Below are 20240 nucleotides of genomic sequence, written 5' to 3' on the forward strand. Positions count from 1 at the left end.
CCGAATGGGAAGCTTTGCGCGCCTGACCGCTCGGTACGCGGTGCTGGTCATCGGCCTCTGGGTCATGGCGGCGGCGATCGCCAATGTGGCCGTCCCACAACTGGAGCGGGTCGTCGACTCCCATGCCCGGTCCTTCATGCCGCCCGGCGCGCCCAGCGCGGCCGCAGCGGCCCGGGCAGCCCAGTTGTTCAACCAGACGCCCAGCAATAACTTCGTTTACGTTGTGCTGGAACGCGATCAGCGGTTGACCCCGCGGGACCGCCAGTTTTACGACGCATTGACGACATCGCTGGGTTCGGATCAGCGCCACGTGTATGCGGTGACCGACCTGTGGTCGCAGCCGGCCACGGCCGCCGGCGCACAGAGTGCGGACGGCAAGGCGGTCAGCGTGATGGTGCGGCTCGCCGGAATGCTCGGAACCGCGCAGGCGCGCGATTCGGTGAATGCCGTGCGGGGCACCGTCCAAAAACTCTCCCCGCCGGCTGGCCTGGCGGTCCATGTCACCGGCCCCGGCGCCACGATCGTGGACGAATTCTCCGCGATCGACCGGCAGATGCTCGGAATCACGGCGGCCACCATCGGCCTCATTCTGCTGTTGTTGCTGATGGTGTACCGGTCGCCGATCGCGGCAGCGATTCCCTTGATCTCGGTGGGGCTCGCCCTGGCCGTGGCCCGTGCCATCGTCGCCGCGCTGGGGCAGACCAATGTGGTTGAGGTGTCGCTGTTTTCGGTGGCGCTCATGGCTGCCATGACGCTGGGTGCCGGAACCGACTACGCGATCTTCCTGGTCGGCCGCTACCACGAAGGCCGGCGCCGCGGTGTCGCGCCGGCCCAGGCGTTGACACAGGCCTACCGTTCCATCGCACCCGTGGTGATCGGATCGGCGCTGACGGTGTCGGTGGCACTGGCGTGCCTGGTGTTCGCTAAGGTCGGTTCGTTCCGCAGCGCCGGGTTGCCCTGCGCCATCGGCATTCTGGCGACCATGGTCGCGGCGTTGACCGTGACTCCCGCGCTTATGAGCGTGGCGATACGCCGCGGGTATCTCGAACCTCGACCGTCGAGAACCGCGCGGCGCTGGCGCCGCGTCGGGACGGCCGTGGCGCGCTGGCCCGGGCCGATCCTGGTGGCCGCGCTGGGGTTGTGCCTGCTTGTCGCGCTGCCGTTGACCGGCATGCGGGTCGGTTTCAACGAACCCGCCGCCACGCCGTCGTCCACCGACTCCAACCGTGGCTATGCCAGTGCCGGCCGGCATTTCGCGGCCAACTCGCTGCTACCCGACGTCATCGCGATCCAGGCGGATCACGACCTGCGCAACCCGGCCGGTCTGATCGCCATCGAGCGGATCACGCGCCACATCATGGCCGTTCCGGGGGTCCGTGCGGTGCAGTCCGCCAGCCGCCCCGACGGCAAGGTTCCCGAACAGGCAACGTTGACCTATCAGGCCGGTGTGCTCGGCCGCCAGTTCGGGGAAACCGTGGATTCGCTGACGCAGCGCCTCAAGCGGGTTTCCGAGCTGGACAGTGCGCTGGCGCAGACGCAGCGGGCCGTTGACGGGCTGGGAAGCGGATTGCATGGTGGCAGTGCGGGATTGGCGGACATGTCCGGCGCCGCCGAAGACATGCGGGCCGGGATGGATGGACTGCAGCGCAATGTCACGACGGTATCGGGTTACCTCGACCCATTGCGGGACTTCGTGGGGCGAACGCCCGACTGCGCCACCAACCCGATCTGTTCGACGGTGGACCGGGTGCTGCAACCCGTCGACAGCCTGGTGCAGACGTCCGAGCGCCTGGATTCCGGCGCCACGAAGCTGACCAGCGGCTCGAGCACCGCAGCCACCGCGATGGCCACGCTGCCGCAGAACGTGGCGTCGATGAAAGACGCGTTGGGACGGGCTCGTTCGGCCACGCATGACTTGCTGAGTCTGTCCGACACACTCGGACCCCAAATGCGTCAGCTGACCGATTACATGAACGAGATCGCCACGCAATTCCAGGGCAGCGCCGCGGCGGACTTCTACATGCCGCAGCGGGCATTGACCGACCCGCGGTACACCACCGCGTTGAGCCACCTGATCTCAGAGAATGGCCGGGCCGCTTACCTGCTGGCCTATGGCGACGGGTCGGAGTGGGGGGCCGATGGCGCGAAGCGGGCGGACCAGGTGCGCGCCGCCATCAAGGAGGCCACCAAGGAGGGCACTCTGATGCCGACCGAAGTCAACCTGGCCGGAGTGGGCCCGGTGACCGCCGATCTGCAGCGCTTCGTCGCCAGCGATGCCACGCTATTGGCAGGCGCCGCACTGGTTCTCATCTTCTTGATCGTCACCACCATGCTGCGCAGCCCGGTCGCGGGGCTGGTCGTCGTCGGGACCGTCGTCACCTCCTACGCCTCGGCCCTGGGCGCCAGCGTGCTGATCTGGCAACACCTGCTTCATCAGGACCTGCACTGGGCCGTCGCACCTTTCGCCTTTATCGCACTGATCGCCGTCGGCGCGGACTACAACCTGCTGCTGGCGTTGCGCATCAAACAGGAAGCGGCGGCGGGCCTGAAGACGGGAATCATTCGGGCCTTCGGCGGCACCGGCGGGGTGGTCACCGTCGCCGGCATTGTCTTCGGGCTGACCATGCTGGCGCTGTTGACCAGCAGCGTGCTCAGCGTCGCCCAGATCGGCACGACCGTCGCGGTCGGACTGTTGCTGGACACCCTGGTGGTGCGGGCATTCATCGTGCCATCCATCGTGGCGCTGCTGGGCCGGTGGTTCTGGTGGCCGCGTCCGCTCGCCCGCCGCGCCGTCACGTCGACGGTGAAAACGGCTGAGCCGCAGCCGGTTACTGCTGCGGCGGTATGACCGACGACGGCAGCCCGACCAGGACGCCTTCAACGTCGCCGTCGACGCTCACCAGCAGGCCACGCCCCGGCGGCAGCGTTTGGGCCCGGACGTTTCGGTTGATCCTGTTCTGCGGATCGTTATCCATATAAAGCTGGGCCACTTTCGCCGAGTTCTGGAACCGCATCCACGGATCCATTTGCAGCGTCGCCCAGTTCGCACTGTTGCGCGTGGTGAAGACGTGCAAGCCGATCTGCCGCGCACGTTCCATCAGCTTCCACAGCGCAGCACCCACCGGCGGTTTGGGTGGATAGCTCTGATCCGGGCGCAGGTCCTGGATGTCGTCGATCAGCACGAAGTGCCGCGGACCTTGCCACGGCTTGAGCTCGCGCAGCTCCTCCTGGCTCAGGCCTTTCGGAGGCAGCCTGGGCAACAGGACCTGCTGCGCCAAAGCGGTGACCATCTCGTCGATCTCGTCCTGGTCGTAGGCGTACGCGCGCACGTAACCGGGTCCGTGCAAATCGCGCAGACCGTGCGGCGCGGTCTTCGGGTCGATCAGCGTCAGCTGCGCTTCCTCGGGGCTGAATCGGTTCATGATCGCCTCGCCAATGGCGACCAGCGACAACGTCTTTCCGCAGCCTTGTCGTCCCAAGACCATCAGTCCGGGACTCTCGCGCAGCTTGATGGGGACCGGCCCCAGTTCGTGACGCTCGCCGATGGCGAAGCTGAGCGAGAGGTCGTCACCCGTGGGATGAGCGGCCTCGTACTCCAGAATCGCCTTCAGCGCCACCCGTTGCGGCAGTCGCTGCAGGGTGGCGTGCTTGGTGACGCCGGCGACGTCCGCGATGCGGGCGCCGACGTCGATGATGCTGACGATCGCGCCGGTGGTTGGATCGGTCAGCGCCGGCATACCGATCCGCAGCTCGTGCAGGCTGTCGGTCAGGCCGAAGCCGGGTCGGTTCAGGGTTCGCCGGGCGGCGTCGCGTGACTCGAGCGACGAGTGCCCCATCTGGCTTTCGCTCGGGTCGGCCAACCGCAACTGGATTCGCGCCGTGGCATTTTGCAACAGGCTCTGGCGCTGCCCGTGGATCCAACCACCGGCGCTGCACATCACGTGCACCCCGTATTCGGGACCGCGGCTGCTCAGCGAGATGATGCGGTCACCCAGCACGGTGTCTTTCGAGTAGAGGTCGTCGTAGTCATCGACCACCACGAACACATCGCCGAACGGGTCGTTGGGATCGGTGCCGCCCAGGCCGTCGCTGCCCGGTGCGAACCGGCGCTCCCGGAAACCGTCGAGGTCGATCTTGAGGCGCCGGAACGAATCCTCGCGGGCATCGATCAATGCGTCCATACTGCTCAAAATGCGCTCGATGCCCTCGGCGTCTTTCGGGGAAACGATGTCGGTGACGTGGGGCAGCGACGTGGCCTGGGCCAGGGTTGCCCCGCCGATGCAGAAGAACGTCACCCGCGCCGGGCTGTACATTGCTGCCGCCGAACACATCAGCGTCATCAGCGTGGTCGTCTTGCCTTTTTGCTTGGCGCCCACCACGATCACGTTGCTGCGCAACGCGTCCACCGCATGCACGATCTGCTTCGACTCCTCGGGGATGTCCATCACCCCCACCGGAAACATCAGGCCCGCGTTGCGCCCGTAGTCGACGTGCCATGGCTTGCCCCGGTATCCGGCGACCAGAGCGTCGATGGACTCGGGTTCCTCCAGCGGTTCCAGCCAGGGCCGGCGCGGTGAACGGTGCGGCACCTCGTGCAACGACTCCCGCAGCACGTCGACGACCTTCTTCCTCTTGTAACCGTCGTCGTAGTACAGGAATTCGTCGGGTTCGGCATCGACGGCGGCGGCGGCCTCCAATGCCGTGGCATCCGAGGCGTCCAGCGGCTGGTACTGCCAGTTGTACAACCGCGGCTTGGTCAACGTCATGTCGACGGTGGTGGCGACCTCCTTGGTCTTCGGCACCACGAACGGGGCGGAGAGGTAGAAGCAGCGGAAGGGCTCGAGGTCACGCGGTCCCACCTTCAGCAGACCGAAACCGTTTTCCTTCGACGGCAGGTGGTACGCGGCGTCCGAACCGATCACCTCGCGGCTGTCGTCGCCGGACTCGGCGCGCAACGCGATGCGGAAGGCGATGTTGGACTTGACCTTTTGCAGCGAGGACAGATCCAGGCGCTGCCCGCCCAGCATGAAGAAGACGTTGGCGCCGCGGCCTTCCTGACCGATGTGGATGATGAGGTTGATCCACTTCTCGTGGTTGGCGAACAGTTCCAGGTACTCGTCGACGATGACGAGCAGGACCGGCACCGGAGGCAAGTCGCGCCCGGCAAGCCGGATCTCTTCGTAGTCGTTGGCGTCGCGGGCGCCCACCGAGGTGAACAGCTCGTAACGCTGTTTGATCTCACCGTCGATCACCCTGCGCATCCGTTCGGCCAGGTGCCGCTCGTCCTTACCGAGGTTCGACAGCGCGGCCACCACGTGCGGGATGCCCAGGATATCTTGTGCCGCCGACTCGAACTTCATGTCGACGAAGATGACGTTGAACGTCTCCGGGGAATGGGTCAGCGCGATGCCGTAGACCAACGACAAGAAGAACTCTGACTTACCCGAGCCACTGGTACCGATGACGACGGAGTGGAACCCGAAGCCGCCGAAGTCTTTGGCGCGGATGGTGATGTTCTGCAGCTCGCCGTTGGGCTTGGCGCCCACCGGGACCTCGCACCAGCGCTCGTCGCCGCGACCCCGCCGCTCGGCCCACAACCGGTCGACGTCCAAATCCCGAGGGTCGCTGATGCCCAGGGCTCGCAGCAGTTCGGTTGCGCCGCTAACCGAATCGGCGATCTCGCTGCGGCTGGTCGGTGACCAACGGGCCATCGCCCGCGCGTAGCGATAGGCCCGGTGCACGGAGAGCTGGTCGGCGTGGGCGAAGAACTTGTTGCGCACCCGCAGCAGCGGAGCCGGACGGTTGTCTTCGTCGTCGGCGTCGGAGCCGTTCCGGTGCAGGATTACTTCGCCGTTGACCGAGCCGTTGGGCGAGCTGTGGCGTTCGCTGAGATCGAACACCTGGTCATTGGCGAAGCCCACGCCGGTGCCGACCCGTGAGGCGATGCGCAGCAAGGTGATTCCCGCCTTACCGACCTGCCCGACCACGCTCTCCCACGCGTCGGGGCTGCCGGTGTTGTCGTCGACGATCACCAGGTGCGGGCCCAGATCGACCGTGTCCGTGCCGCTTTCCAGCGCCGAGCCCATCGCGGTAGGGCTGGCCGCTGCCAGCGGCGTCCAGGCGCCGCGCTTGCCCTTCATGTGCAGCTCGGCGCCAAGGGTTTCTTCGAGTTCTTCGGGCGTGGCGAAGACCAGGCGCCGAAACCCGCACGCGTCGAACAATTCGTCATGCAGGTTGTGCGGCAACCACACGATCCACGACCACACCTCGGGATTGCGGGTCACCACCATCAGCTTGACGTCGCGAGGGTTGTGGAAAACCGCCAGCGAGCACAGCACCGAACGCATCAGCGACCGCAGCCGGTCCAGGTCCTCGCCGACGAAGCTGAAGCCGGGCGCCGAGCGCAGGTTCACCACCTTGGCGATATCGCGAATCTTGCGCTGCTCCAAGATGAAATCGCGCAGCGCCTGCCCGGTGACGGGTTCGAGTTCCTCATCGGAGGCGATGTCGGGCCAGGTCACCGACAGCACCGAGTCCGGTGCGTGCTGCACACCCGTGCCGAGCCGCACCTCCAGGAAGTCCGCGTCGCCGCGGCCGCGTTCCCACATCCGCGGACCGCCGATGATGGCGCCCAACCCCCGGGGGTCGGCGTGCACGGAGTTCTGCCATTCGCGTTGCGCACACACCGCGGTCTGGATCTCGTCGCGGTTGCCGTCGAGGTCGCGAAGATAGCGGCGACGACCCTTTTCCATTTCGCCCCAAGTGATCTTGCGGGCCCGGCCGAAGCGGCCGGAAAACGCCAACATGCTGAACGCGCCGATGCCCATCAGCGGGAAGAACCCCGTGGTGAGGCTGCGCACACCGGAGACGTAGAGCATGACGATGGTGCCGATGAGGGCCACGATCAGCGCCGGGACGCCGATCATCACCCAGATGTTGCGCGGCTCGCGTTCGGGCAGGGCGATCGGCGCGCCGGGCGCCACCCGAACCGGTTTCGGCGGCTCGATTTTGACGCGGTTGATGGGGAACGCTTTCTTGGACATTCTCTAGCCTCCCGGCTTTGCCGACGTCGTCACCACAGCCACCTTGCCGAGCGCCGGGACGGTGTCCCGCGCCAAAAGCGCTGCCTCCCTTGACAGTGCCGGGCCGGCGGCGAAGGTCCGCAACAACGGCCAGGGTGCCTGCACCGCCGATCCCGCATCAAGTCCCAGCGCGTGCAACGTCGTGTCGTCGTTGGTGATGCCGAACCGCACCCCGTTGTCGGAAACCCAGAACAACGATTCCCGGGAGTCGGAGGTGACCACGCCGCTCGTCGACGTCACGAAGTTCGCCGCACCCGGCAACACCAGCACCTGATTGGCGACCACCGAGGCCGGGTCGCGGTCGTCACGCACCAGGTGGACGATGCGGTTGTCCAGGTACGACGGCGTGGGAAGTCCGCGTCCGTTGTACACCACGACGCGCGCCTGCGGGTCCGTCGAGCCCTTCTCCCACCCCACACAGGTGGTGGGATCGGCCGCGGTATCAATGAAATTCAGGCGCTTGGTCGGGTAGTAGTCCACCGCCAGCGAGTTCACCTCGGGGATGTTGACCAACACGTCGGGAGCGACCACGCGCGGTGCTGTCGACCCGTAGGAGTTGGCACTGCGCAGCAGGTCGGCGACGAAGCTGGTGATCTTCTGGACGCCGTCGGGCAGCAGCACGTAGAACTGCTTGCCGCCGCTGGAGGTTTGGGCCTGTAACACCGCGCCGACCTGTGAGCCCGAGACCCAGGTCGACGGGGTGCCCGCCAGGGGCACCGCGGGGACGCCGAGTGGTTCGGTCGCCGGCAGGGCGTCGTACAGCGCCCGCGAAATCTCCACCGGCAGCGTCACTCCCGGGTCGAGTCCCAGGCTCAGCGTGATCGCCCTGTTGGACGGATCGATCTGGGAGCGTTTGCCGCCCCAGATCACAAAGGTGTTGCCTTCGAACGTGACCAGCAGCCCGGCGTCATCGCTCAGCGGTGTGGCGCGGTCGAAACCATTGAGTTGGCCGGCGATCGAGGTCACCACCGGCCGTTCCGGGCTGCGCGGGCGTCCAGCCGTGTCGCACACCGCCCAGGCCGACGTCGCACCCCGGTGGACCGGCATCGCCGCCGGCGCTCCCGGAATACCAACCAGCGGCCCCGTCGGATATTTAGCTATCTCAGCGGGTTTCACCCACGTCGGCTGATTCGCCGTCCCGGTCGCCAGCCGCGCGGACGTCAAGTTCAGCACCGGGTAGAGCCGACCGTCGATCCTGGCGTACAGCGCCCCGGAATCACGGTCGCCGATGATCGCCGAATCACCCACGATCCCAGTGGGTTTCAGGACGTTCAGCAGCAGCATCCAGCCCGAGGCGATGGCCACCAGGAGTATCGACAACACCAGCGCGGCGGTCTGCTTGCGGTCATCGTGTTTCATGCGCACCGAGAAGCGGGTGGTCGCCGCGCGCAGCCGACGGTTATAGAAGAGGTGCCCAGAGTTCTGGTCGCGGTTAGACAAACTCAGCGGCATGCTCAGTACCCCTTGGGTGCTCGGTGAGGATCGGCCTGCTGAATCCGATCAGCCAAATTCGACGCGTCGACGGATACGCCGTAGCGGCCCATCGCATAGTTGATGAACGCGCATGCCTGCGCCACCAGGTTGTGCATGTCGCGCGAGGTTCCCGGCTGGTGATAGGCCGCGAACGTCGGCGCGATGAATTGCCAGGCACCCTTGCTCGGGGTACCGCGTGCCGCGTTGGAATCCCAGTCGTTGACGGCGTTTGCGTTGTAGTTGGACTCGCGGCGGGCCACCAGGTCCATGCCGCGCTCCCATCGAGCCCGGGCAGCCGGGTCGTGAATACCTTTGATGTCCAGGGCTTTACGGATGGCCGCGAGTACTGCCGGGCGTCCGCTGCCCTGGTTGCTGTGCATCGACCGCCTTTGCAGATAGTGCAAGCGTCGCAGCCGCAGCGCGAGCAGTCTTGCCCGCCGCCGGGATCCGACGACATGCCGATGTTGGGTCCGCAGCCGAGTCGCCATGCGGGCGACGGCCTCGCGTCGGCCCATCGGCGTATCCGCGGCCGGCGTCGCGTCGGTTAACGCGGCGTCGAGGACTGTCCGCGTCGCCGCGTGGCCGTACGCGTGATCGGCCCTCGCCGCGGTGATGATCTGTCCCAGCGCCCGGTCGGAATGGGCCAGCCGACTCAATTGCGTTATCGAGGCGCCCGACCGCGTCGCCGCCGCGCGTGGCAGACCACCGGTGCGGTGTGGCAGCGCCTCGGCGCGCGCCTGCAGCTGAGCCGGCGCGTCACCGATGCCGTCGCCAGTGGTGGCTCCTCCGAACAGATTGTGGGCGCGAGACAACGCCGTGACCGCTTGCATTTTGAGGGGATCGGTCACCGGCTTCCCCGCCTCGATTCACCTGTGCGCCTTTGGGGCGCCGCATCCATGCCCGGCACTTCGCGCTAGTACTCCCACACCCTCCTGGCCGCGTATTCCGCGGTCGCTGCAGACGTACCAATAGCATGCACGTATCGACAGTTCTGCTGTCAATAACGGGCAACCCAATTTGACCCGCACATTGGGATCGGCCGGCCGCGATTACGTAGCGACCCTACTGCCCGGCGAACTACCCGACCACTCACCTTTAGATGGGCTGGGAATCCGGTTGGGCTATTCCTTCGGCTCGTCCTCGGACGGCATGATCACGATCCGGCGATTGGGCCTGTTGGTTACCACGGTCGGCTTGGCTTCGCCGGATTTGGTGCCCGGAGCGCTCGGCGGGATCGTCAAGCGGCCCTTGACCGGCTGGCCGTTGGGCACACCCGGGGCCGCCACCCGCTTCTCCACCGGGCTGTCTTTCTTGCCGCCTTCGCCTCCGGCGCCCATCGCGCCCGGCGGCATCATCGGCATACCGGTCATTCCGGATTGCCCGGGCATGGCGGGCATGCCACCGGTTGGCGGCATCATGGCCGCCTTCGCGCCCGCGGGTGTGGTCGGCGGGGACGACGTGGGCACCGGCGGCGGACCCAGCGAGCTCGCCGGGGTCGTGCCGCCACCGCCGAGGCCGGCGCCACCGCCACCGGAACCGCCGCCCAGTCCGGCGCCGCCGCCACTGCCGACGCTGTCGACCAGGTGCGCGTCGCTGGCGAGCCCGGCACCGTGCGCGCCCTGCATCGCGCTCATCAGCGGCTGAAGGGCGCTCTGACCGGCCTGCATCGCCTGTTGCGGAAGCTGAGTCAGCGGCCCCATGACGCCACCGATCGCGCCGCCGACCGCACCCGTAACGCTCTGCAGCATCTGTTGGATCATCTGCATGTCCTGCTGGCTATTCGCCTCGTTCGCCGGGAATTTGGCCGCGGCGTCGGCAGCGTGGGCGCGGCGGTCAGCGTCGGCTGCGGCTGCGTCGGCTGCGTCTTTCGGAACGTTAGCGTTGCCGGCGCCTGTTAGCGCGCCCCCACCGCCGCCGCCCGCAGGCGAGTTGTCGGGCAAATGACCGGGGCCGGGTGTCGGCGCCGGCGCCGGCGCTCCGTTGGCTAGCCCGGTAGTAGTGTTCAGATCACTGCTGATGGGAGCACCGTGACCCACGATCTCACCTCCATCCCACTAGCAATGCCCGAGAGCATCTGATGCTGGCGCAGCTGAGCGTTAGTACCTAGTTTGGCATAAGACGCCGGTAATGCTATTCACCCAACAATTGAGGGTGGTTACGAACCGCTTCGGTGGCTGATTGCGTCAAACCAGGCCAGGTGATAATTCGCGAGGTACCCGTGTCCGTCGATGAGCGCCTCGATCGCCGCTAAAAGCATCCAATCCCCGACGGCCGCTGGGTCGTGATTGGGATATGCGGTCAGCACCGAGTGCTGAATTTCCGCGACGCATTCGCGCAACAGGTCGGATTCGCTCTCGAGGACACCCGTTTTTCGCACCGCAGGCGCCGCGACAGCTTGCGCAATACGAGGAAGGCCGTCCCGGCGGCGCACGGCATCCACCAGAGTGGGCCCAAGCTCATCGACTTCCGGCGCGGCCGAGCGGGCCGGCCGGTCACCACTGAGTGCGGGCTCGTCGGGACCCGGCTCGGCGACGTACGTGTTGGCGTGATGGGCGGCCGCGACCGTGATGGCGCCAAGCAAATCCACCACGTTGGCGTCATGGCGTCGTGCCGTCGGCTCAAGCAGGGTCACGTGGGCGGGCAACCGAACGTGGGGCGGAATCCAGCCGCCGGCGAGGTCGGTGACCAGCAGCGTGGTGGTTCCGTCGTCGCGCAGGCCCGCCGCCCACGACAACCGCGGTTCCTGACGGGCCACCGCGTCTACGAGCCGCTGTAGCCGCTGTTGTTCGGCCGTCCTGGCGGATACCGCGCCGGCGGTCGCGCCCGTTGCCGCAGAGGCTGCCGAGGCGCCGACCATCGTCGACGAACCTGCACCGGCCTGACCCGCGGCGGCCCCCGAGGCCGTCCGCTCAACTGGAGAGACAAGTGGGCCGCCCGCGGATGGGGATGATGCCGGCGAAGAAGCTACCGGTGCACCCGACACGGGACCCGCCGGGGTTGAAGGCACGGATGGGGGCGCCACCACAGGCGGACGCAGGTCAGAACCGTAGGCAGGCAACGATCCAGAGGGTATGGACGAGCCGCCACCTAGGCTCGGTGCGGGCGACGACCATGAACCACTGGTCATCACCGGCGCAACTGAAGTGCCTCCCCCGGTGGTCGATGGCGCGGGAGACGCCGCCGGGGGTGCGTCCACCGGAGTGCCTGTCGGGATGAACGCTCCCGCACTGGGTACTGTCGGCGTCACTCCGGGTGTCGCCTGAGGCGTTTGAGGTCCCCCGGCCTCCATCGCTTGGATCGGCCCGGCCGTAAACGCTTGCCCGCCAGGGCCCGTCGCCTGGCCAGTCGCTAAGCCGGACGTGAAGGCCTGTCCTAAACCGGGCTGGCTGCCTGGGCCCAGCCCAGCCGGTGACATCGGCATTCCGCCTCCGTGTACGCCTGGCATTCCGGGCGACACGGTTCCGCCACCGCTGGGTATGTGCACGCCAGTCGGCGCTGCTGGTTGTGCGCCTGGCACCGAGCCGCCACTATTCCAGTTAGAACCGCCTGCCGCGGGAAGCGCCTGTTGCTCCCCCGCACCGTGGACGCCACCTGGGTTGGTTCCACCGCCTCCCCTATTGACGGTGGCTGCCGCCGGCGCTGGCTGAGACCCCCCGCCACCACCGCCACCACCGCCACCACCGCGATTGGAACCACCCACACCGCCGGCTGCCGAATTCAAGTCATGCTCGCTGATCGGTTTCGGCGGCTTGGCATCGCCAACATCGAACCCGTTTGCCTGCGCCCAGCTCCGGGCGTTACCACCAATGCCTTCAGCATCGAGAATCTTTTGCGTCGCAGCCATCATCTTGTCGGCCGCGTCCCGACTGGCATTCGCGGCGTCGGCGTTGCAGCGCGCCTGAACAGCCTGTATCTCAGCCAACTTCTCCGGAGGTAGCTTTTTTGATGCGAGGATTTCATTGATTTCTTTGTTGCCGGTATTAGCTATGTCCGACAAGCGACTTCGTAGATAGTCGATGGCATCGGCGCCCGAATTAAACGCCGACGTCTTTGTCTGATACTTTTCGGCAAGATCCAGATGGAGTTTTTCTCCTTGCTGGAATCTCGTTATGAGATCATCTGCGGTATGCCCCTTATTATTTGCAGCAAAAGCTGTCCACTGGGTGCGCAAGTTCTGCGAATATAGCTGCTGTTCCGCGCACTCTTGGCTCCAGTGTTGGGCGCCCGCGCGTAAACCCGCCGATGGTGCTGGCCACCAGGGCCCGATCAGCGCGGCTGTCCAGGTACCAGGTGGAAGATCAACCGCCACCGCATACCTTTTTCATTGCAGCATCCTTGGCGTTTACGTCGGCGACCGCCTCTTGGAATTCGGCCTCGGTAGCGGCCCCCTCGCTGCTTTTCGCCGTGTCCGTCAGGTATGCGGTCGCAAGAGCCTGAGCCGCGCTACGGTGCTGCTCGTCCAGGGCCGGGTCATTAGAAACGCTGAAAAGCAAGATGGCGGAATTTGTAAGCGCGATACGTGCGAACGCTTTGTCGCTCCCATTTGTATCGACTTGCACGGCTCGGGCCGCCAGCTTGTAGGTCTCACAGAGCCGCTGTTGCGCCGTTGCAAGCTCCGAAGTGGTATGCGTCGGCGCCGCAGAATGCACGGAAGTGTGTGGCGACGTCGGTCGCATCAGTGCTACGACTAACGCAGCGACAGCCACTGCGGCAGTCACAACTACTGCGATCGCCAACCATGGGCGTGGACGAGATACAAGCTGCGGGAAATGTGGTGGCGGCCAACTTCCAGCGGCCGGCTGGGCGGACAGCCCCTCACCATGGCCCGAAGGCAGGTCTCCCACCATGTGTCCTCCTTTGCTCCGCAAACTCGGTGCGGCAGCTTGCACGCTGTCATGACGCCTTTGCCTCCTCCAATAGTGGAGCAGCCAACCGGACGGCAGGCAATTCACCGCGCGCCGCGATCCTCCCTTATCTGAAAGTCGCTCGATGCGTCAATTCGATGACAGCCGCTGCGAAAACCAACCGCCGCTGTACATCTGCTCGTCCCGTCTGACGAAATTGATCGTCAGGGTCGCTACGGAGCGCTGGACATCACCCGGCAGAGCTCACCCGCCCACGCATACCTTCTTCATTGCAGCATCCTTCGCGTTAGCTTCGCCAAGAACAGCGCGCCATTCTGAATCGGTCGACTCCTTTGCTTCCCATGGCCGACACGTTGCCGTAGGCCGTTGCTAGCGCGCGCGGCGTCACGGTATTTCGCTTCAAGAGCCGGGTCGGCAGCTGCGTTGTAAAGCATCACAGCACCATTCGTGGCCGCGATCCGGGCCAAGGCTTCGTCGTTGCCGCTCGTGTCAGCCCTGACGGTGCGCGCTTCGGTCTTGTAGGTTTCACACAACTGTTGTTGAGCCGCGGAAGATTGGGCAGCGCTGTAAGTCGGCGCGGTGGTCGTCGGTGTTCGTAGCTATCGGTCGCGTCAGAACAACCACCAGCGCGGCGATGGCCACCGCCGTGGCCACCCCGGCCAGAACCATAGGCGGCGGCCATGTCCGCGGACGAGCTCGTGGCTCGGTAGGAAATACGGTGACCACTGCGTTGGTCCGGGAGTGCCTGCGATCGGCCCACTCCCAGAGCTGGAGGCAAATCCCCCACCATGCGTCCTCCTCAAATCTGTTAACGGCGTTCGAGACGTTCTGCCGAAGATTTCGTACGCCAGATGTTCCAATAGTGGAGCAGTTGACCGAGCAGCGGGCAATCACCGCGTCCCCACGGATTGAGAGTCAGCCAACGCCACATATCTTTTTCATCGCGGCGTCCTTGGCGTTGACATCGTCGATCTCCGCTCGAAAGGCAGGATCGTCCCGTTGCGACCAGCTCCCCATCGCCGTAGCTTTGGTGTACGCCGCCGCTAGCGCGAGGGCGGCGGTCCGGTCGCCGGACGCGATCGCCGGTGCTGCGTTTACTACCTGTTCCAGCGTTACCGCCGCATTTACACTGGCCACGCCCGCCAATGCGGGGTTATCGCCGTTTGTGTCGATTTGGACCGCGCGCGCGGCCAGTTTGTACGTGTCACACAAGTGTTGGTGTGCGGCTGCAGTCTGGTCTGCGGTATACGAGGGTGTCGGCGACGTGGTTGAGGAGGCCGTCGACTGATTGCTCGTAGGTCGTGTCAGCGCTACTACAAGGGCGGCGCCACCCAGCAGCGCGGCAACCGCGCCCAGCGCGATCGCTGACCATGCCCGTGGGCGAGGCGGTGGTTGCATCGGAAAGGCTGGGGCCCACGGCATTGAGCTGGGCGGGCCGCTTGTCGGGCCCTCCCCCGGAGCTGGAGGCAGATCCCCCACTATGCGTCCTCCTCAATAGTCTGCAAGCCCTTTCGGGACCGTCGCCCCAAGCCTTCGCTCCAATAGTTGAGCAGCTAACGGGCTAACGAGCAATCACCACGGCTTTACGGCCAGTAAGTCAGCCGCCGCCACATACGCTGCTCAACGCAACATCCTTCGCGTTTGCATCGCTGAGGGCTAACCGCCACACTGGATCGTCGCTTCCCGTCGCCAAGCTAGATGTGGCTGCAACATTGCTGTACGACTCAGCCAGGGCGAGCGCGGCAGCACGATCGCCCGGAGCTATCGCCGGATTTCTGTTTACCGTGTCTTCAAGCATTAGCGCACTGTTTACAGTCGCTAGGTTTGCGCGCTCCGGGTTCTTACCATTTGTCTCTATCTGCACTACATGCGCCACGAACTTGTAAGTGCTGCACAACTTTTGATGTGCCGCTGAGATTTCAGCGGCGCTGTAGGTAGGCGCGGTCGCAGTAGGTGCCGGGCTAGCAACCGGCGATCGCGTCGTGGCCATAACCAAAGCAACGACGGCCACTACCGTCGCAATCAAAGCCAAAGCAATCGCACACACGGCGACCGCCGGCCACATCCGTGAGGCCGGCACCCGCGGCGTGGGGTGTCCCGGTGCCCACTGCCCTACCGGCGGACCAACATGCGCCGCCACACCCGGATGTGAAGGCGGATCCTCCGTCACGAACCTTCCTCAGACGTTCTGCGTCGACGGAGCAGAACTGGGCCGCAGCGCCTGCATCTCGGCGGCGTTGTTCTTATCCATGTTGGTGAACCCGTTGGCCGCATGGTGCGCCTTCGTGCCGACACCCGTGAGCGTCTCACTGTGGCCCTGAAGGGTTTTCACGTGCTGGCCGTGCGCGGCGGCAACCGCACTGTGAAAGGCGTCGGCCGCGGCGAAGTCACCGAACATGCCCGATGCGACGGTTCCTCCCGCCAGCTGGTCGGCCCCCTCTTGGGCGTGCCCACCCGCGCGATGCGACTGGTTGCCTCCCGAGTGCAAAAGATCCGTATCGACGAACATCGGCACTCCTTCCGAGTCTCAACACCTTGTGACCAGGCTAAAAGCAACTTCGCAGGTGGTCAATTCACCGATGCAGACGCCATGTCCCGCGAAGCCACGGCCCCTAAAACCCATGACCATTGGTGACGGAGCGCGTCGGCCGGTCCCATTCCGGATCGACGGCAACGGGCATCTGGATCCCGATATGCGGTAGCGAAACGGTCCCCAAAGGAGTGTGTACCTGGAGAGGAACGGCTACCCGCGGCGCAGCTCGATCTGGGGCCAACATGCCTTCGCCGGCCAAACGGTCGCCGTGCCCGGTGACGATCTCGGTCATGTTGCGCAGTGATTCGCTGCCCACGTCGTAATAGTGCGAGTGGTCGCTGAACCAGGGCATGACGCTGTGTGAGCCCGCGACTTCGGCCCGAAACCGCACCGCTCCGAAACCGGCATGAGTCGGGTCCGTACCCAGCCCGGCCGACGGCCCTAGCGGTTCGTCCAGCGTCGCGTTCAGCCCGTTCGGAAGGCCGCTGCCCGTCTCGCCGATCCAGCTGATCGCATCGGTCGAAGCCGCACCCACATACAACCTGCCACCGTTGAGGTGGAAATCCGCGGCGCGATGCGCCAAATCGGTTCCCGGGCAACCGGTTAGCACGGCGTCGTTGGCCCGCATGCCGCTGTTCGCGAACGCATCCGCCACCGTCGTGGACCCGTAGGAGTGCCCGAGCACGGTGACATGCGTCGGCGTCAACCCCTCATGGGTGACCGCGAGGCCGTTGACATCGGCCGCCAACAGCGCACCCGCCTGCCGCGCCCGCCATGGGGTGCCGACCTGTTCCAACTTCGATGGGTCGGTGACGGCCTGCTGCCAATGTGTGTCGAATTCGGGTGCGTCGTAACCCATCCAGGCCAGCACCGCCGTGGAGTGGCTGGGGTCGGCCTTCGACGACTGTTCGTAGAGGTTGATGGCATCGTCTGGTCCGTCGGACATCCACCCGCCCCTGACGCTGCTGTTGGTGCCGGGGACGATGACGGCAGTGTTGCGGGATTTATCCGGGTTGCCGATCGCGATGGCCGCCCTGCCCTTGCCGTCGAACGCCAGCGGGTCATACGCCCACAGCATGATGGGGAGCTCGCGACGGGCTTCAGAGCTTTCGTCGCGCTGGAGGAAGTCGTTGGTTTTCACCGCATTCTGGTATCGGGTGATGTCGGTAGCGCAAAGCCCATACGCAACGGGGTTGGTGAATACATCGGCGTCCCGGTTGTTGAGCGCGTTGTCGCGGAGCGTCTCCGGGTCCAGCCCGCGCTGGCGGGCGATGTCTTCGACCCTGCCCAGATCGTCTTTCATCGCGGCCTGGTTAACAGAGTCACGCAATTCGGCCGGGATCCCGTTGAGGTTGCCCAACCCATGCGAACGCTGATCGATCAGCAGTTGCTTTTGATTGGCGCTCAGCGAATCCCACCAGCCTTTGACGTGCTCCGGACGGCTGTCCGGCGGCGGAATCGACAACTCGTCGACGCCTTTGATTTCCGCGGGGTCGGCCCCGTCCGTTCGCAGAGCCGCTAAGGCAGGCGCAAGCATGGCCGAATACCGGTCGCGAATCTGTCGCAGCACCAACGTTATTGCCTTCGTCTCACGAATGGCATCCCCGCGCAGATCGTCGGCGCCGCACACATCGTCGTCCGCCAAGGCATCACACATCTCGTCGTCGATGTCTTCGAGGTCGTACTCCAGTGCGGCGAGGTACCACGCGGCGGCCCGCTGGGCTTCGGCCAGCGTGGCGGCGATGTTCTCCAAATCGATTGCGATCCGGGGCAATTGCTCGGCCTGATGATCCAGCGCCCGCGTCGCCCGCTGCACCTCGGCAGCATCGTTGATCGGATGCTCCCCGTTCCGGTGATCCCACGACGCCTCGAACCGACGACGGGCGGCCTCGAAAGCGATGCCAGCCTCCGCGGTGCTCACCCCGGCGTCACGGAAGGCTTGCGCTAGACGCGAGATCTGCGCGGGGCGGCCGGCTTGCAGGCCGGTGTTGGTCGACCACGGATCACCGCCGGCCTCGGCGACGAGGAATGGAATGCTTATGTGGCGGAGTTGCATCGCACCGCGTCCGCGGCGATAAGCGACGTTACGTCACCACCCCGGCCTTACAAAGGGCTCGCGCCGTCGGCGAGACCGTCACGGTCCGAATCGGTCAGCCGCACATTCCATTTGCCGTCGCCGTCGGTGTCGACATATCCGGTCACGCCGCTTTCGTCCGAGCGCAGCACCCGGTCGGCCAGGCCGTTGCCATCGGTGTCGACGAGGCGAGCATCGGCGCGCCCGTGGCCGTCGAAGTCGACCAGCGGACCGCCGGTGTGCTCGACACCATCGAGGCCGAACCAGCGCAGTTGGCCGCCCCGGTCCATGGCCACCGCCCACGTCCCGGAACCGTCATCGGTGAAGTAGGCCTCGGGGGTGCCGTCGTTGTCGAGATCCAACACCGCGTGATCGACGAGGCCGTCGCCGTCGAGATCCGCGAGTGCGTCGTCACGCAATCCGTCGTGGTCGAAGTCCAAGCCGATCGATTCGAAGCGGCCGTCGTGGTCCAGGTCGAGGTCGGGTTGCCCATGCCAAAAGGCGGCGGCGCCATTGTCGCCGGCGAGACAGTAATCCATGCGTATTCGGACGCGCGCCTGCCGCTAGTCGTTCCCGCGAGACTGCCACCACGCCAACAACTCCGCGGTCGCCTCGTCGTTGTCCAGCGGTCCGCGCTCCAGCCGGAGCTCTTTCAAAAACCGCCATGCCTCGCCGACTTGGGGGCCGGCCGGGATGCCGAGCAGCTCCATAATCTGGTTGCCGTCCAGGTCGGGACGCACCCGCGCCAAATCCTCTTGGGCGGCCAACTCGGCGATCCGCGTCTCGAGCCGGTCGTAACTGGCCTGCAACCGTGCGGCCCGGCGCTTGTTACGGGTCGTGCAGTCGGCTCGCACCAGCTTGTGCAGCCGCGGCAGCAGCGGGCCGGCATCGGTGACGTAGCGGCGCACGGCGGAATCGGTCCACTTGCCATCGCCGTAGCCGTGGAACCGCAGATGCAGATACACCAGTTGCGAAATGTCCTCGACCATCTGCTTGGAATACTTCAACGCCCGCAACCGCTTTCGCACCATCTTGGCGCCGACGACCTCGTGGTGGTGAAAACTCACGCCGCCGTTGGCTTCGTGGCGCCGCGTAGCGGGTTTGCCGATATCGTGCAGCAACGCGGCCCAGCGCAGCACCAAGTCCGGGCCGTCGTCTTCAAGCGCGATCGCCTGGCGCAGCACGGTCAGTGAGTGTTGGTAGACATCCTTGTGTTGGTGGTGTTCGTCGATGGCCATCTGCATGCCGCCGACCTCGGGCAGCACCACCTCACCCATGCCGGTGTGCACCAGCAGATCGATGCCGGCCGTCGGGTCGTCACCGAGCACCAGCTTGTCCAGCTCGGCGGCCACCCGTTCGGCGCTGATCCGGGAAAGCTGTGGGGCCATCCGCTCGATCGCCTGGCGCACCCGCGGCGCGACACTGAAGCCGAGCTGCGAGACGAACCGCGCCGCGCGCAGCATCCGCAATGGGTCGTCGCCGAAGGACACCTCCGGCGCGGCGGGGGTGTCCAGCACCCGCGCGCGCAGCGCCGCCAAACCGCCTAGCGGATCCAGGAATTCGCCCGGCCCCTCCGGCGTGATGCGCACGGCCATCGCGTTGGCCGTGAAATCGCGGCGCACCAGATCGTCCTCGAGGCGATCGCCGAAGCGCACCTCGGGATTGCGGGACACCTGGTCGTAGGTGTCGGCGCGAAAGGTGGTGATCTCCAAGCGTTGGTCGCCCTTGCCGACTCCGACGGTGCCGAATTCGATCCCGGTGCCCCATAGGTTGTCGGCCCATCGCCGCAGGATTTGTTGCACCTGCTCGGGGCGCGCGTCGGTGGTGAAATCCAGGTCGGGACTCAACCTGCCCAGCAAGGCATCCCGGACCGAACCGCCGACGAGGTAGAGCTCGTGACCCGCGGCGTCGAACGCGGAGCCGAGCTCGGCCAGCATGGGCGCATGCCGATTGAGGGCGACCGCGGCGGCGGTCAGCAGGTCGGCATCCTGGGCGGCGTCGTGCACGTTCGGTCAGCCTAGTCGGCCGGCGACGTAAACCCCGTGTGAGGAGCCTCGCACGCCATCAAAGGTGAATTGACCCGGCGCTGCGCGTCGGTAGCGTTACGCGCGACAAGAAGGGTGAATGGCGGGGTGGTGCGGTGCATCTCCGATACATAAGCAAGGGCGCACTGATCATGTTCGCGGGCGGAGACCCCTGGAAGATCAATGCCA

The 20240-nt window shown here is 65.8% G+C and carries 13 protein-coding genes; 2 read left to right on the forward strand and 11 right to left on the reverse strand.

Annotated elements, in window-relative coordinates:
• The first annotated feature begins 4 nt into the window (after positions 1 to 4).
• On the forward strand, positions 5 to 2848 hold the full coding sequence (locus A5782_RS18980) for an RND family transporter (RefSeq protein ID WP_197694279.1): 2844 nt from the start codon (positions 5 to 7) through the stop codon (positions 2846 to 2848).
• Here the strand turns inward: A5782_RS18980 and eccCa are convergent.
• The 5 genes from eccCa to A5782_RS26900 all read right to left on the reverse strand — a co-directional run bounded on the left by eccCa (position 2829) and on the right by A5782_RS26900 (position 11412).
• Positions 2829 to 7043, reverse strand: a complete 4215-nt coding sequence (eccCa, locus tag A5782_RS18985; RefSeq protein ID WP_067103460.1) for a type VII secretion protein EccCa — start codon at positions 7041 to 7043, stop codon at positions 2829 to 2831. The two genes, A5782_RS18980 and eccCa, sit on opposite strands and share 20 nt — an antisense overlap.
• Before the next feature lie 3 nt (positions 7044 to 7046).
• Positions 7047 to 8534, reverse strand: a complete 1488-nt coding sequence (gene eccB, locus A5782_RS18990; protein ID WP_067103462.1) for a type VII secretion protein EccB — start codon at positions 8532 to 8534, stop codon at positions 7047 to 7049.
• A 2-nt stretch (positions 8535 to 8536) separates the two neighbouring features.
• On the reverse strand, positions 8537 to 9385 hold the full coding sequence (locus A5782_RS18995; RefSeq protein WP_067103502.1) for a transglycosylase: 849 nt from the start codon (positions 9383 to 9385) through the stop codon (positions 8537 to 8539).
• 291 nt (positions 9386 to 9676) lie between these two features.
• Complete coding sequence (locus A5782_RS19000; RefSeq protein WP_067103464.1) at positions 9677 to 10495, reverse strand: hypothetical protein; 819 nt, start codon at positions 10493 to 10495, stop codon at positions 9677 to 9679.
• A gap of 215 nt (positions 10496 to 10710) precedes the next feature.
• On the reverse strand, positions 10711 to 11412 hold the full coding sequence (locus A5782_RS26900) for a DUF5631 domain-containing protein (protein WP_067103466.1): 702 nt from the start codon (positions 11410 to 11412) through the stop codon (positions 10711 to 10713).
• Positions 11413 to 12135: 723 nt separating this feature from the next.
• Between A5782_RS26900 and A5782_RS26905 the strand changes: the two genes are divergently transcribed.
• Entirely contained in the window at positions 12136 to 12492 is a 357-nt protein-coding gene (locus A5782_RS26905) for a hypothetical protein (protein WP_231986726.1), read from the forward strand.
• A gap of 361 nt (positions 12493 to 12853) precedes the next feature.
• Here the strand turns inward: A5782_RS26905 and A5782_RS19010 are convergent, their stop codons facing one another.
• From A5782_RS19010 to A5782_RS19035, 6 genes are all read right to left on the reverse strand, one after another.
• The gene (locus tag A5782_RS19010) at positions 12854 to 13402 is read right to left on the reverse strand and encodes a hypothetical protein (protein ID WP_067103468.1); all 549 of its coding nucleotides are present in this window, start codon (positions 13400 to 13402) and stop codon (positions 12854 to 12856) included.
• Between the two features lie 933 nt (positions 13403 to 14335).
• Positions 14336 to 14632: a hypothetical protein gene (locus A5782_RS26915; RefSeq protein WP_231986727.1), complete on the reverse strand. Its 297-nt coding sequence runs from the start codon at positions 14630 to 14632 to the stop codon at positions 14336 to 14338.
• A gap of 967 nt (positions 14633 to 15599) precedes the next feature.
• Positions 15600 to 15929, reverse strand: a complete 330-nt coding sequence (locus A5782_RS19020; protein ID WP_067103472.1) for a DUF2563 family protein — start codon at positions 15927 to 15929, stop codon at positions 15600 to 15602.
• Positions 15930 to 16032: 103 nt separating this feature from the next.
• Positions 16033 to 18009: an alpha/beta hydrolase gene (locus A5782_RS19025; RefSeq protein WP_067103474.1), complete on the reverse strand. Its 1977-nt coding sequence runs from the start codon at positions 18007 to 18009 to the stop codon at positions 16033 to 16035.
• Between the two features lie 47 nt (positions 18010 to 18056).
• Positions 18057 to 18566 carry a pullulanase gene (locus A5782_RS19030; RefSeq protein ID WP_067103476.1) on the reverse strand — a complete coding sequence of 170 codons (510 nt, stop codon included), beginning with the start codon at positions 18564 to 18566 and terminating at the stop codon, positions 18057 to 18059.
• A 24-nt stretch (positions 18567 to 18590) separates the two neighbouring features.
• Entirely contained in the window at positions 18591 to 20033 is a 1443-nt protein-coding gene (locus tag A5782_RS19035) for a CCA tRNA nucleotidyltransferase (protein WP_067103478.1), read from the reverse strand.
• Positions 20034 to 20240: the final 207 nt, after the last annotated feature.

It is taken from the genome of Mycobacterium sp. 852002-40037_SCH5390672, from assembly GCF_001665875.1.
GTDB lineage: Bacteria > Actinomycetota > Actinomycetes > Mycobacteriales > Mycobacteriaceae > Mycobacterium.